Annotated in this window: 12 protein-coding genes; 3 read left to right on the forward strand and 9 right to left on the reverse strand. The window is 53.1% G+C overall.

What is annotated here, in order from left to right; all coding sequences use genetic code 11:
* The first annotated feature begins 109 nt into the window (after window positions 1–109).
* Window positions 110–691 (forward strand): ATP-dependent Clp endopeptidase proteolytic subunit ClpP, encoded by a 582-nt coding sequence (clpP, locus tag D3P09_RS13260; RefSeq protein WP_119803907.1) that lies wholly within the window; start codon window positions 110–112, stop codon window positions 689–691.
* A 127-nt stretch (window positions 692–818) separates the two neighbouring features.
* Here the strand turns inward: clpP and D3P09_RS13265 are convergent, their stop codons facing one another.
* Complete coding sequence (locus D3P09_RS13265; RefSeq protein WP_133305003.1) at window positions 819–1,121, reverse strand: hypothetical protein; 303 nt, start codon at window positions 1,119–1,121, stop codon at window positions 819–821.
* A gap of 1,119 nt (window positions 1,122–2,240) precedes the next feature.
* On the opposite strand from D3P09_RS13265, the gene D3P09_RS13270 reads away from it, so the two are divergent.
* Window positions 2,241–3,020: a formate/nitrite transporter family protein gene (locus D3P09_RS13270; RefSeq protein WP_120110489.1), complete on the forward strand. Its 780-nt coding sequence runs from the start codon at window positions 2,241–2,243 to the stop codon at window positions 3,018–3,020.
* Between the two features lie 15 nt (window positions 3,021–3,035).
* Complete coding sequence (locus D3P09_RS13275) at window positions 3,036–3,950, forward strand: L-lactate dehydrogenase (RefSeq protein WP_120110492.1); 915 nt, start codon at window positions 3,036–3,038, stop codon at window positions 3,948–3,950.
* A gap of 246 nt (window positions 3,951–4,196) precedes the next feature.
* On the opposite strand, the gene D3P09_RS13280 is transcribed toward D3P09_RS13275, so the two are convergent.
* From D3P09_RS13280 to D3P09_RS13320, 8 genes are all read right to left on the reverse strand, one after another.
* A complete protein-coding gene (locus tag D3P09_RS13280; RefSeq protein ID WP_116047300.1) occupies window positions 4,197–4,466 on the reverse strand; it encodes an HPr family phosphocarrier protein in 270 nt (89 codons plus the stop codon).
* Window positions 4,467–4,573: 107 nt separating this feature from the next.
* A complete protein-coding gene (gene whiA, locus D3P09_RS13285) occupies window positions 4,574–5,515 on the reverse strand; it encodes a DNA-binding protein WhiA (protein WP_120110495.1) in 942 nt (313 codons plus the stop codon).
* A gap of 6 nt (window positions 5,516–5,521) precedes the next feature.
* Entirely contained in the window at window positions 5,522–6,508 is a 987-nt protein-coding gene (locus tag D3P09_RS13290; RefSeq protein ID WP_120110498.1) for a gluconeogenesis factor YvcK family protein, read from the reverse strand.
* Between the two features lie 15 nt (window positions 6,509–6,523).
* A complete protein-coding gene (gene rapZ / locus D3P09_RS13295) occupies window positions 6,524–7,411 on the reverse strand; it encodes an RNase adapter RapZ (RefSeq protein WP_120110500.1) in 888 nt (295 codons plus the stop codon).
* 12 nt (window positions 7,412–7,423) lie between these two features.
* Window positions 7,424–8,374 carry an ROK family glucokinase gene (locus tag D3P09_RS13300; RefSeq protein WP_120110502.1) on the reverse strand — a complete coding sequence of 317 codons (951 nt, stop codon included), beginning with the start codon at window positions 8,372–8,374 and terminating at the stop codon, window positions 7,424–7,426.
* Between the two features lie 287 nt (window positions 8,375–8,661).
* Window positions 8,662–9,609, reverse strand: a complete 948-nt coding sequence (gene trxB, locus D3P09_RS13305; protein ID WP_120110504.1) for a thioredoxin-disulfide reductase — start codon at window positions 9,607–9,609, stop codon at window positions 8,662–8,664.
* Window positions 9,610–9,631: 22 nt separating this feature from the next.
* A complete protein-coding gene (locus tag D3P09_RS13310) occupies window positions 9,632–11,389 on the reverse strand; it encodes a tetratricopeptide repeat protein (protein WP_207892479.1) in 1,758 nt (585 codons plus the stop codon).
* A 1,565-nt stretch (window positions 11,390–12,954) separates the two neighbouring features.
* Window positions 12,955–13,905 (reverse strand): ribose-phosphate diphosphokinase, encoded by a 951-nt coding sequence (locus D3P09_RS13320; protein WP_120110510.1) that lies wholly within the window; start codon window positions 13,903–13,905, stop codon window positions 12,955–12,957.
* Window positions 13,906–13,936 lie beyond the last annotated feature (31 nt).

Below are 13,936 nucleotides of genomic sequence, written 5' to 3' on the forward strand. Positions count from 1 at the left end.
AAAAATCAATTTCTTTGACCATCTTTGACTTTTTGATTTTAATCCGTTATGATAGGAATACGAATTTTTGATTCATGCTTTTACGTAGACGAAGGAGGATTGGTTCGAAATGAATTTTGTGCCTATGGTAATTGAGCAAAGCAATCGGGGGGAACGTTCATACGACATCTATTCCCGCCTGTTGAAGGATCGCATCATATTTCTAGGTTCCGGCGTGAATGACGTGGTAGCCAACTCCATCATCGCGCAAATGCTGTTCCTGGCGGCGGAAGACCCGGATAAGGATATTTCCCTATACATCAACAGCCCTGGCGGTTCCATTACAGCCGGTATGGCGATTTATGATACGATGCAGTACATCAAGCCGGATGTATCGACGATCTGTGTAGGCATGGCCGCGTCCATGGGCGCGTTCCTGCTGACTGCAGGCGCGAAGGGCAAGCGTTATGCGCTGCCTAACAGCGAGGTTATGATCCATCAGCCGCTTGGCGGCGCTGAAGGCCAAGCCAGCGACATCGAGATCCGCGCTCGCCGCATCCTGAAGATGCGCGACAAGCTGAACCACATCCTGGCGGAACGTTCCGGCCAGCCGCTCAGCCGCATCGAGCAGGACACTGACCGCGACTACTTCATGAGCGCAGCCGAAGCACACGCTTACGGCCTCGTCGACAAGGTTATCGAGAAGGTCTAATCGTTATCATCGCAAAGAAACCTCCCTTCCACGTTTGTGGATGGGAGGTTTTTTTCGTGTTCCGATTTCTTGGCTGATCTGATATTACTTTAAGAGATGAACCAGCTCGCGTAATGAATCACCGTTATTACTTTAAGAGATGAACCAACTCACGCAACGAATCGCCTTTAATATAAGCATATTTCACAGTTACATGATCAATAATGACAGACTGATGGTCATTCACCCAGAGCTCATAATTTTTCACTCTGTTTTCTACACCTTTACGTTCAAGCCAGAAGGAGTAATCGGGATCGCCGTTCGTCGGCAGGCTTCTGTCCTGCCATTGCAGCGGACTCAAGAGCTGATCGATTCGTTTGATGCGCTTCTGCTCCTTTATTTCCGTGATGGACGTAAGATGCGCAACCTTCATAACCTCTAATGGTTCCACTGAACAACCAGCTATGATCATAATACAAACCATTAATAAAACCATTTTACTCAAAGCATCCAGCCCTCTACTATCAAAATGAGATTTCACAGCGATTTCCGCAATCTTATTTCACTATTAGAACAATATTGAATGACGCAAAGTTGCACCCCTAGCTGGTCAAAAGTTCTGTTTGCTACTTTCTCCGGTCTTTCCGCTAAAGTTACCTCACAACACTAACGCAGCATCCCCCATTCGCCCGATTTCCCTCCTCCAACGCCGCCACACGGCGCTACATCCTCCATTCGCCCGATTCCCCACCTCCAACGCCGCCACACGGCGCTACATCCTCCATTCGCCCGATTTCCCACCTCTAACGCCGCCACACGGTGCTACATCCTCCATTCGCCGGATTTCCCATCTCCAACGCCGCCACACGGCGCTACATCCTCCATTCGCCGGATTTCCCATCTCCAACGCCGCCACACGGCGCTACATCCTCCATTCGCTCGATTTCCCACCTCCAACGCCGCCACACGGCGCTACACCCTCCATTCCCCGGATTCCCCAACTCCAACGCCGCCACACGGCGCTACATCCTCCATTCGCCGGATTTCCCATCTCCAACGCCGCCACACGGCGCTACATCCTCCATTCGCCCGATTTCCCACCTCCAACGCCGCCACACGGCGCTACATCCTCCATTCGCCCGATTTCCCACCTCCAACGCCGCCACACGGCGCTACATCCCCCATTCGCCGGATTTCCCTCCTCCAACGCCGCCACACGGCGCTACACCCTCCATTCCCCGGATTCCCCACCTCCAACGCCGCCACACGGCGCTACACCCTCCATTCGCTCAATTTCCCACCTCCAACGCCGCCACACGGCGCTACATCCTCCATTCGCCGGATTTCCCTCCTCCAAAGCCGCCACACGGCGCTACATCCTCCATTCGCCCAACTTCCCGCCTCTAACACTCCCCCACATCTCGCTCCAACCGCACTTTTACCTCACCTTTCCCATTTCTTTCTACTCCATAGTGACTTTTATCACATCTTTCCATTTCCGCCACGTGCTATATTGGCATCACACCGACGAAAAACAGATGCAACAGAGAGATAGTCAGGAGGAGTATCTATGGAGACCGAAGCCCTGCTCAAGGTGGAGCAGCTTGCCTTGAAAAAGCTGCGCATATTCCGGCAAAGCATATGGCGCTACCTGTCACGTTCCATGCTGGCAAGCATGTTTATCGGATTTGGCGTTATCGTCGCCTTCAAGACCGGCAGCTTCTTTTACCTGGAGCATTCTCCGCTCACCTATCCCATGGCCGCCCTCACCTTCGGCACCGCGATCATCCTGATCAGCTTTGGCGGAGGCGACCTGTTCACCGGCAACACTTTTTACTACAGCTACGCCGCCCTGCGCAAAAAAATGCGCTGGAGCGATACCACCAAGCTATGGGTTCTAAGCTATGGCGGCAACATCCTTGGCGCTGCAGTATTCGCGCTTCTGATCTGGCTGACGGGGCTATTCGCCGATCCGAAGGTGAACGGCTTCCTGCTTGAAGTAGTAGACAAAAAGATGCACACGCCGATGCTCGAGCTGTTCTTCCGGGCCATCCTGTGTAACTGGCTCGTCTGCCTGGCCTTCTTCGTACCGATGGGGCTAAAAGGAGACGGCGCAAAAATGTTCGCCATGATGCTCTTCGTATTCTGCTTCTTTATCTCGGGCTACGAGCATAGCATTGCGAATATGTGTACCTTCGCCATCGCGCTTGTCCTGCAACAGCCGGGAACTATATCGCTGGACGGCATTCTGCACAATCTGATTCCTGTTACGATCGGCAATTTGATCGGAGGAAGCGTGCTTATGGCAGCGATGTACCACTATGTAAACAAACCATTTATCGAAGAATAAAGGAGACTATTGTATATGAAAAAATCAAGAATCGTCATTATCGGCACGGGAGCTGTAGGCTCGACGACCGCTTATACTTTGCTGCTTCGCAATCGCATGGATGAGCTCGTGCTCATTGACGCCAACGCCGACAAGGCTGCCGGAGATGCGCTCGATATGAACCACGGCATGCCGTATCTAGGCGGTGCCAAGGTATGGGCGGGCACTTACGAGGATTGTAAAACAGCCGACATCATCATCATTACAGCCGGAGCGGCGCAGAAGCCTGGAGAATCGCGCATTGATCTGCTCAAACGCAATATCGCGATCTTCGACAGCATCATCGATCAGGTGCTGCTTCAAACACGGGATGCCATCCTGCTGATCGCATCCAATCCGGTCGATATCATGGCCTACAGATCGTGGAAAAAGTCGGGCCTGCCGACTCATCGCGTCATCGGCTCGGGCACGCTGCTCGACAGCGCGCGCTTCCGCTATCTGATCGGACAGAAGCTGCATATTGATCCGCGCAGCGTACATGCCCACATCATTGGAGAGCACGGCGACTCGGAGCTGCCGGTATGGAGCCTGGCGAATGTAGCCGGCACGGAGCTGCAATTGAGCGAGGAGGATAAGGAAGAGATTTTCACGAACACACGCGATGCCGCGTATCAGATCATTCAAGCCAAAGGCGCTACCTACTATGCCATCGCACTGGCGCTCGACCGTATCTGTACGGCGATTCTGGACGACGAGGGTGCCGTCCTGAACGTATCGACGCTACTGGAGAACTACCATGGGGTATCGGATGCGTATCTCGGCATCCCGTGCATTATCGACCGCAGCGGCGTACGCTCGACGCTGGAGCTCAGCCTGACCGATCACGAGAAGGCTCTCTTCACCCAGTCGGCCGATAAAATGAAGAATATTCTCGCCACGCTGGAGAACTAATCTTCGATAGGCTTCATCATTCAGGAGACGGCTTACGTTCAACTTACCCGCCTCCGACTCAACTCAAAAAGCCTCCCTTCTACTCCCGAATCGATAGGTATCCAATGCAAGCTCAAGCTTGCGAGCGGTACCGACCGGCCGGAGTGAAGAGAGGCTTTTTTATGTACAGAAATCCATCGTATAAACAAAAAAAAGAAGTCGCTTTAGCGCGCGAGCTAGTCATGCGGCAAAGCCACTTCTTTCCTCTTATTGGTTATCCAATTCCTCTTTGCTGACAAGAGCGACTAAAGCGTTTACAGCCTGCTCAGCGTCCGACCCGTCCGCACTGATCGAAATTTCTGTGCCAGAGCTGATTGCCAGGCTCATAATCCCCATAATGGATTTGGCGTTAACCTTCTTATCGTCCTTCTCTACAAATACCTCGGAGGAGAATTTGTTCGCTTCTTGTACGAATAGCGCTGCTGGTCTCGCATGAAGCCCCGTCTTCAGACGAACGACAACTGGAAGCTTGGTCATGGAAATTTACCCCCTATATTTTACTAAAAAATTTATCATGTGGGAATTGTTCAATATTATATATAAGCCCAATTACTCCTTATTATATCATTATACAAGCCGTTGCACTAGGCAAAAGTTGCGCCGCTTCGGATTTTTTCGGCTAATTCGTCGATTTTGCGAAGTCGATGATTGACGCCTGATTTGCTTACTTTCCCCCGAAGCATCTCGCCCACTTCCGTCAGGTTCAGATCGGGATGCTGCAGCCTGATCTCCGCCACTTCACGCAGCTTCTCAGGCAGGCTCTCCAATCCGATCTCCTTCTGAAGCAGCTTGATATTGTCGATTTGTCTCACAGCCGCTCCGATCGTTTTGTTCAGATTGGCTGTCTCGCAGTTGACGATCCGGTTAACGGAGTTGCGCATATCGCGCATGATCCGCACATCCTCGAACTTGAACAGCGCTTGATGCGCGCCAATGATGTTAAGCAGCTCGATAATTTTTTCGCCTTCTTTGATGTAGAAAATAAAGCCCTTCTTCCGCTCGATGCATCGCGCGTTCAGATCGAACTTGTTCGCAAGGTCGACCAGCGCGCCGCAATGCTCCTCGTACATCGACGCAATCTCCAGATGGTACGAAGACCCCTCCGGATTGTTCACCGAACCTCCAGCGAGGAACGCGCCCCTTAGATACGACCGCTTGCAGCAAGGCTTGCGCACAATCTCCTTGTCGATGCCGTTGGTGAACATGAAGCCTTCCGATACGATACGCAGCTCGCTCAGCACTTCCTGAACATGCGTCGGCATACGAACGATGTAGACGTTGTTTTTCTTCAGCCGCATCTTCTTGCGAACAAGCAGCTCCACATGCACTTCAAAGTGCTTTTTGATCAGCGAATATATTCTTCTGGCAATGGCCGCGTTCTCCGTCGAGATGTCCAGAACGACCTTGCGGCTGGATAGGCTGACCGAACCGTTCATCCGGATAAGGGCCGATAGCTCGGCACGCTCACAGCAGCTGTCCGATTCAATTAACGTCAGTTCCTTCTTAGTTTGCGCCGCAAAAGACATTCTTCCTCACCTCTTTCTTAACATCCAGTTCTCCACTAGTTTATAAATATGATGGCTCAAACGTTCCGCGTCATGGCGGAGGAACTTCCGGAATAATACGAGTCTGTCGGCAATCACCTTATAGCCTCTGCTTTCGACCTCTTCCATATCCAAATGGACGGCCTTCGCGCCCAACTCGGCGTATTGGCTCTCTACTTGCGGCGGAATTTCGCCGTCGTTGACGATAACATAGTCGAATAAATGATGGCCAATATGCGCATGAATCGCATCCAAATGATTGCTCACCGTATAATTATCCGTCTCGCCCGGCTGCGTCATGACGTTGCATACGAACAGCTTTACCGCTTCCGACTCCACAATGGCCTGCGCCAGCTTCGGTACGATCAGGTTCGGCATAATGCTTGTATACAGGCTGCCCGGCCCGATCAGAATCGCATCCGCGGTTTCAATCGCTTCCACCGCTTCATCCAGCGGCTCGACATCGGCCGGCTCCAGAAATACGCGCTTGATCGCCTGCCCCGCCTTCGGAATCATGGATTCCCCCGTAATGATCGTACCGTCCGCCATCTCGGCCTTCAGCACAATGGCCCGGTCGGATGCAGGCAGCACCCGTCCCTTTACGGCCAGCACCTTGCTGAGCTGCCGGATGCCCGAGACGAAGTCGCCGGAGATATCCGTCATAGCTGCCAGCATCAGATTGCCCAAGCTGTGTCCTGCGAGGCCCGTGCCATTAGGGAATCGATACTTAAGCACCTCTGTCAGAAGCGGCTCTGTATCGGCCAGCGCCGTCAAGACGTTCCGAATGTCGCCTGGGGGAGGAATTTGCAGCTCGTTGCGCAATATGCCGGAGCTGCCGCCGTCATCCGCTACCGTTACGATCGCGGTAATATCGAGCGGCTTCTCCTTCAGCCCCCGAAGCATGACAGACAGTCCCGTACCGCCGCCGATGACGACGATTTTGGGACGCCTGACTATTTTTTGTATGGTCTGCATGTTTCTCACCCCGCGTCAGTGCTTATCTCGCTCGGAATCGCGGTGGCTGACCCGCACCCGCTCCGTATCGCTGCTGCCAAGCATGCGTCCCAAATATTCGGCTATCGCAACCGAGCGATGCTTTCCGCCCGTGCAGCCGATCCCGATGACCACTTGGCTCTTGCCTTCCTTGCGGTAGAGCGGAATGAGAAATTGCAGCATATCAAGGAGCTTCGTCAGAAATTGCTGGGTTTCCGGCCACTTCATCACGTACTCATAGACATCCGGATTTTGTCCCGTGTTGGGACGCAAATGCTCTACATAATGAGGATTCGGCAGGAAGCGGACATCATAGATCAAGTCGGCGTCGATCGGAATGCCGTACTTGAAGCCGAACGACGTCACATTGACCGACATGCTATTTTGCTCCAGATGGGTAAAATGATTTATAATCCGCTCTTTCAGCTGCAGCGGCTTCAGGGTAGTCGTATCAATAACCTGCGATGCGGAGCCCTTCAGATCCTCCAGCATGCGCCGCTCGTTATGGATGCCTTCGAGAGGCAAGCCTTGCGGAGCAAGCGGGTGGCGGCGGCGGCTCTCCTTGTAGCGCTGCACCAGCACCTCGTCGGTCGCATCCAGGAACAAGATCTCGCAGCTGATTGTATGATGCTCTTTAATATATGCTAACGACTCCGCCAGCGCAGTGAAAAACTCCCTGCCGCGGAGATCGATGACAAGTGCTACTTTTCCTATCTTACCATTGGATTGCTCGATTAATTCCGCGAACTTGGGAATGAGTACCGGAGGCAGATTATCGACGCAAAAAAATCCGAGATCCTCAAGGCTCTGGACAGCAATTGTTTTGCCCGCACCCGACATACCGGTAATTATGACAAGCTTCGCCAATGTCGCTGTCGTTTCCATGAGAGACACCTACTATCCTCTTAGAATAAGTCCTGCTGCGCCGACGATGCCCGCGTTGTTGCCAAGCGTAGCCGGAACGATCTTAACGCCTTCCTTCGCCTGATCAAGCGTGTACTTCTCGAATACTTCGCGAATCTGGTCGAACAGGAAGTCGCCTGCTTTGGATACGCCGCCGCCGATAATGAAATATTGCGGGTTCAGCAAAATAGCCAGCGTCGACATCGATTTGCCCAGGTAGTACGCTGCGCGGCTTACGATACGCGCCGCTACTTCGTCGCCTGCTTTCGCCGCATCGATAACGTCCTTCGCCGTAATGTCTTCCAGACCCGACAGGGTTGTGCGGTCTCCGCGCTCTACCGCGTCCTTCGCCATACGGATGATGCCTGTAGCAGAGGAAACCGTCTCCAGACAGCCCATCTTGCCGCAGCCGCACTGGATCGCTTCCAGATCAGGCACAATCGCGGCATGGCCAAGCTCGCCCGCCATACTTGCAAAGCCTTCGACGATACGGCCGCCGATAATAATACCGCCGCCAACGCCAGTGCCGAGCGTATAGCATACGCAATTGTCGATGCCTTTGCCTGCGCCGGCCCACGCTTCTCCAAGCGCCGCCACGTTCGCATCGTTGTTGACCTTGATCGGCTTCTGAAGCTCTTGCTCCAGGAAACCTTTCAAATCTGTATTCTCAATATAAAGATTTGCAGAAAACTTTACAAAGCCTCTTGGAATATCAAGGAAGCCGGCGATCCCTACGCCCACACCCTCAACCTGTTCCCATTCAAAAGGCGAATCTTTCACAATCTCCCGTGCATAATTCGCAATATTATGAAGGATGACGTCCGTTCCTTTACCTGTTCCCGTCGGCCCTTCAAACGTGTGGAGCAACTGTCCCTCCGCATCGCAGATGCCTACCTTGATCGTAGTACCACCGACATCGACTCCAATGTAAATCTTCTCAGACATGACAAAGCCACCTCATCCATAAAGTTAACGTTCTCTGTTCTCAACTATAAGCGTTGTAACCGCTTCGGTCAAGCGCATTCCGTGACTCCGGACCCCGGTGAAAAGTGCCGAATTGCCGCATCACGGCTGACATTTTGCTATACCGCGGCCCCTCTTTCGCAGTATCCGCAATCGAGATGCCTATGGATATTTGCAAGCGCCTATCGACATTATATTTTCTTCATCTATATATGAAAAGGACTGCCGGATTGGAATCAACCCCACAGTCCTTAACACATGCCTGCCGCTTACAGCGATTGGCTCCAATCCTGCGTAATATGTCCCTCGAGGAACCGCTCGCAGTCCAGCGCTGCCATACAGCCGCTGCCCGCAGCCGTAATTGCCTGGCGATACTTGTTGTCCTGTACGTCGCCGCATGCGAATACGCCCGGTACATTCGTCTCGGAAGTGCCCGGCTTCACCTTGATGTAGCCATGCTCATCCGTATCGATTTGGCCGCCGAGGAATTTCGTGTTCGGCGTATGGCCGATCGCGATGAAGATGCCGTTCGTCTCAATCACTTCTTCTTCGCCCGTATCGTTGTTTTTGACTTTAAGGCCCGTTACACCCATGCCGTTCGCCACCACTTCCACCGGCGTGCGGTTCAGGCTCCAGCTGATCTTCTCATTCTCGCGCGCCCGATCCTGCATGATTTTGGAAGCGCGCAGCTCCGTACGACGGTTGACGAGCTCGACGTTCGTAGCGAAGCGAGTCAGGAAGTTCGCTTCCTCCATTGCGGAGTCGCCGCCGCCGATAACGATGATCTTCTTGCCGCGGAAGAAGAAGCCGTCGCATGTCGCGCAAGTGCTTACGCCTTTGCCCACATTGTCCTTCTCGCCAGGGATGCCGAGATACTTCGCGGAAGCGCCTGTGGAGATGATCAGGCTTTCGCCAACGATCTCGCCTTGGCCTTCAATTTGAAGCTTGAATGGACGCTGCGACATATCGACGCTGTTCACCCAGCCTGTCATGAATTTCGCGCCGAAGCGCTCCGCTTGCTTACGCATATTGTCCATAAGCTCCGGTCCCATAATACCTTCAGGGAAGCCTGGGAAATTCTCCACATCCGTCGTCGTCGTAAGCTGACCGCCCGGCTCCGGCCCTTCAATAATGAGAGGATTCATGTTGGCGCGAGCCAGGTAGATTGCAGCCGTCAGTCCGGCAGGACCCGTACCGATAATAATGGATTTGTACATATGCTTCACCTCATGATCAAAATTAGTCTTCCGTTGGCTGCTGCGCAAAAAATACAGAGTTGATCGACTTCATCTTCTCCTTAATGCCGCATGCCTCGTCAATCAGCTTCACATGCTTGCTCACCGTCGCAATGGATGTCCCGTATCGGACCGACACCTCATGATACGATATCGCGCGGCGATGCATCTTCGCTGTCAAATATTCCAGTGCCGCCGCCCAGCCCTCCGGCTTCGCCAGCTTCGGGACGTTGGGATAAACCCTGGTTAGAAATTCAACCCATAATGTCATCATATCATGCTGCTGCACAAGATCATAATGCTTGCTCATGCGGCTGATGGCCGCTTGCGCCACAGCCTCCCATTTATCATCCCACTCCGGCAGCCTGGACGGTACGCGATTCGGCTCAATGACCGTCTCCTTGCCCTCCAGCATGACCCGAAGCGGCTCCTGAACGCCCATTGTACGCAGCACGAATACCGCGATTTTTTTCAAATAATCGTCTTCCTCCGGCTCCAGCAGGAATGCGCGCAGCACATCCTTCACTTCATTATCGGCAATCATGCCGAAGGCCTGAATGACCTGGAGCTTCGTATGCTGATCGCCATGACGCAGCGCCCAGAAGAAGGAAGACCGCACCAGCGGATCGCGCTTCAAGTGATCCGGCATCCCATCCGACGATTTCTCCCACAGCTTGAACTGCTCTTCGAACGGCAGATGATAGTGGTAGCTGATCGGCGAAGCCGTCTCGCCGCCGCGGATAAGCTGAAGCTGATCCAGATAATACGGAGCAACTCCCGATGAGGGATCCAGCTTCATCGTGCTTCTCCATAGACGCTCGGCATCGTTCAGCCGTCCGGAGTTGTAAGCCGCGACAGCCGCGTAATGGTGCAGGCAAGGATCCTGCTGCGCCTCCCCGTCCTTGATCAGCCTGACGAAATGCCCATGCGCCACGTCATGCTCACCTAGTATTCCCATTGTCGTCGCCAGCTTGAATGCGTGCTCCTGGTGGAACGGCACGGTTTTCGTCAACAGCTCGACCAAGCCCTTCAAGTTTTCCGTGTCTTCCTCATGCTGATAGAAGATAGCCAGGTTGCACAAGGCATGCAGATTGCCAGGCTCGTGCTCCAGCACGCCCTGGATGCAGGCTTTGGCCTTATCGAACAAGCCCATGTAGTAATAGGCCAGCGCCAAGTTATTCCGCGCCGCGAGGAAGTCGGGCTGCTGCTCCGCTATTTCTTCCAGAATGCGGACAGCTTCTGTAAACTTCCCTTCCTCCAGCAGCGCCCGGGCCTGATCATGCTCGACCATGCCTTGGCGGGACTTGATGTTTTTCAGCGGCATCGGTCTCTCCAGCTCATACTGGAGCAGCTCCATCATTTCCTCCGCTTCATCCAAGTAATGGCCCTCCGCATCCTCCTGCAGGTAACGGACGAGCGACTGCTCGGCCGATTCGTACATCTCCATATTGGCAAAGTTATTCGCCATGTAGAAATGGCATTCCGTCATCTCTGGATCGAGCTCATCCAGAATCCAGCTTAGCACTTCATTGGATTCCTTGTAGTTGCCCATTTCCGACATAATGCCCGCCATATTGCAATGGTTCACGGGATTGTCCGGCTCATACTCCACGGCTCTGCGAAAATACTTCAGTGCCTTGTCATAATGAAACCGGTCCAGCGAACGGACCGCGCGCTCGAAAAAGAACGTAGCGTCCCATTGAACCGGTATAATTTTTGTTCCTGCTCCTTCATTAACAGCCATACGTTTCTTTCCCTTCATTCGCAAGGCACCTCCCTGTAAGTTCTGCTCATGCAGCCCGCCATTCGTACATCGCAGCATGGTTTTGCATTGGCAAAACAGCTTTCGTGCTTGATCAGCGTTGTTTTGCCCCCCAGGCAAAACAACCTTTGCATGCTATATTTCATCATTTGAATGTTTGTTTATCCTTTTGTTGGTATGTGGGGCTCGCTTGCAATGCTGCAAGCCGAGTTTTTCGGCTTAGAGCGCCCGCGGAGCTCAATAGCTGCCCTGCAAGCCGAGTTTCTCGGCATACAGCACCCGCGGAGCTCGCTCTCTACTCTGCTAGCCGAGTTTCTCGGCTTACAGCACTCGCGGAGCTCGCTCACCTACCTGCTAGCCGAGTTTCTCGGCTTAGAGCGCCCGGTGGAGCTCAATCACCTACCTGCTAGCCGAGTTTCTCGGCTTACAGCACCCGCGGAGCTCGCTCTCTACTCTGCTAGCCAAGTTTCGCGGCTTACAGCACTCGCGGAGCTCGCTCACCAACCTGCTAGCCGAGTTTCTCGGCTTACAGCACCCGCGGAGCTCGCTCCCTACTCTGCTGGCCGAGTTTCTCGGCTTAGAGCGCCCGCGGAGCTCGCTCTCTACTCTGCTGGCCGAGTTTCGCGGCTTACAGCACTCGCGGAGCTCGCTCACCAACCTGCTAGCCCAGTTTCTCGGCTTAGAGCACCCGCGGAGCTCGCTCCCTACTCTGCTAGCCGAGTTTCGCGGCTTAGAGCGCCCGCGGAGCTCGCTCTCTACTCTGCTAGCCGAGTTTCGCGGCTTAGAGCGCCCGCGATGCTCGCTCACCAACCTGCTAGCCGCGTTCCACGTCTTGCAGCATTCATCACTAAAACGTAAATTACGTTTTGCATAAGCAAAACCGCACCGCACAGCAGTTCCGCTACACAACCATCCAGCGGTCAGCGTGCTCTAGATATGTTTCGCACATGCAAAACGCAACTCAACTCCACAAAAATCACTTCTACTTTCAACCAGGAGTTCTCTCTCCTTCTCCTTCCCCTCCTCCTATATCTGCATGTCACCCATACAGCGGAAAAGGTGGAAGCCCATCGCAGCCAATTAACCTATCTCTCATTATAAGCGGTTATCTAAGTCGCGGGTGGTCGGCATAGCCCATCAACAGCCCGCTGGCACGTCTGGCAAGCGCATCCCTCGAAAAGTATATGCGTTCGACGCCTCAAGGCATGCAATTGGACAAATTCAAAAGTTAGAGGCAGCAAGCGCAAACCTTTGCGCACAACCACGCACACCATTGGCTTCAACAGCAAAAAAGCGCACTGCCCAGTGCGTCGATCGTCGGCTAGCCATGGCGGTTCTCCAGCTCTGACATTGTCAAGCTGATAACTTTCACCGTGCAGTATGAACAGCGGCAATATGCCTTGCCGGATATCATGTCTCGGTTTCGTTTTTTTCGATTATACCATAGCCCCGCAAAACTCAACACGTAAGATTATTGGATATCCCGAAAATTGAAAAGATCGCGGACAGCATAAGCTGCCCGCGATTCGCTCTTGTCGATATGCAATTACTAAAGCTTATAAGCGCTATACACCTTTGTTTTTGAATAGGGTGCTGATGGAGCCGCCATCCAAAATAATACGTGTCGCTTCCGCCAGCAGCGGCGCGACCGACAGGATTTTGAAGCGGTCCGGTGTCGTCTCCGGCAACATAATGGAATCGGTTACGACGACTTCTTTAATATTGGGATGATCCAAACGCTCAATTGCGGTTCCTGAGAAGAGCGGGTGCGTCGCGCAGACGTATACATCCTCCGCGCCTCTTTCTTTCAAGCTTTCTACAACATTGACAATCGTATTGCCCGTATCAATCAAATCTTCAATAATGATAGGCGTCTGGCCTGCAACATCACCAATTACATGCGTAATGGACGATTCATTGTGAGCTGGACGTTTCTTGATCATAATGGCAAACGAAGTGTCCAGGTAGTTGGCCAGCTTCTCCGCCGTGGATGCACGGCCTGCGTCCGGCGATACCACAACCGGGTTCTTAATGTTCTTCGACTTCAGATAGTCGCTGATCAGATCAAGCGCCGTCATGTGGTCTACCGGAATATTGAAGAAGCCTTGAATTGCCGGAGCATGCAGATCGATCGTAATGACGCGAGTAGCGCCTACTGTCGTCAGCACATCAGCCAGCATTTTCGCCGAGATCGGCTCCCTCGGAGCAGCCTTGCGTTCCTGGCGTGCGTATCCGTAGTACGGCATGATGATGTTAATCGTTCTTGCGGAAGCACGCTTCGCCGCATCAATCATGACAAGCAATTCAACGAAGTGCTCGTTAACGGGATGCGAGAACGACTGAACCAAAAATACGTCGCAATTCCGTATCGTTTCTTCGTAGTGGACATAGATCTCGCCGCTCTTGAAACGGGACAGCTTGATTGCACCTAGGTTCAGTCCTAGTTCGCTGCTGATTTTCTGAGCCAATACCGGATTTGACGAACCCGAAAAAATACGCACCTTGTCGCTTAACATGATACCCTCCTGAGCGTTTCAACCAAATAAT

It is taken from the genome of Paenibacillus pinisoli (genome assembly GCF_003605435.1).
GTDB classification, from domain to species: domain Bacteria; phylum Bacillota; class Bacilli; order Paenibacillales; family Paenibacillaceae; genus Pristimantibacillus; species Pristimantibacillus pinisoli.

Coding starts and splice junctions, on each gene's coding strand:
- clpP (WP_119803907.1), top strand. CDS start 110: ATGAATTTTGTGCCTATGGTAATTGAGCAAAGCAATCGGGGGGAACGT.
- D3P09_RS13270 (WP_120110489.1), top strand. CDS start 2,241: ATGGAGACCGAAGCCCTGCTCAAGGTGGAGCAGCTTGCCTTGAAAAAG.
- D3P09_RS13275 (WP_120110492.1), top strand. CDS start 3,036: ATGAAAAAATCAAGAATCGTCATTATCGGCACGGGAGCTGTAGGCTCG.
- D3P09_RS13280 (WP_116047300.1), bottom strand. CDS start 4,466: ATGACCAAGCTTCCAGTTGTCGTTCGTCTGAAGACGGGGCTTCATGCG.
- whiA (WP_120110495.1), bottom strand. CDS start 5,515: ATGTCTTTTGCGGCGCAAACTAAGAAGGAACTGACGTTAATTGAATCG.
- D3P09_RS13290 (WP_120110498.1), bottom strand. CDS start 6,508: ATGCAGACCATACAAAAAATAGTCAGGCGTCCCAAAATCGTCGTCATC.
- rapZ (WP_120110500.1), bottom strand. CDS start 7,411: ATGGAAACGACAGCGACATTGGCGAAGCTTGTCATAATTACCGGTATG.
- D3P09_RS13300 (WP_120110502.1), bottom strand. CDS start 8,374: ATGTCTGAGAAGATTTACATTGGAGTCGATGTCGGTGGTACTACGATC.
- trxB (WP_120110504.1), bottom strand. CDS start 9,609: ATGTACAAATCCATTATTATCGGTACGGGTCCTGCCGGACTGACGGCT.
- D3P09_RS13310 (WP_207892479.1), bottom strand. CDS start 11,389: ATGAAGGGAAAGAAACGTATGGCTGTTAATGAAGGAGCAGGAACAAAA.
- D3P09_RS13320 (WP_120110510.1), bottom strand. CDS start 13,905: ATGTTAAGCGACAAGGTGCGTATTTTTTCGGGTTCGTCAAATCCGGTA.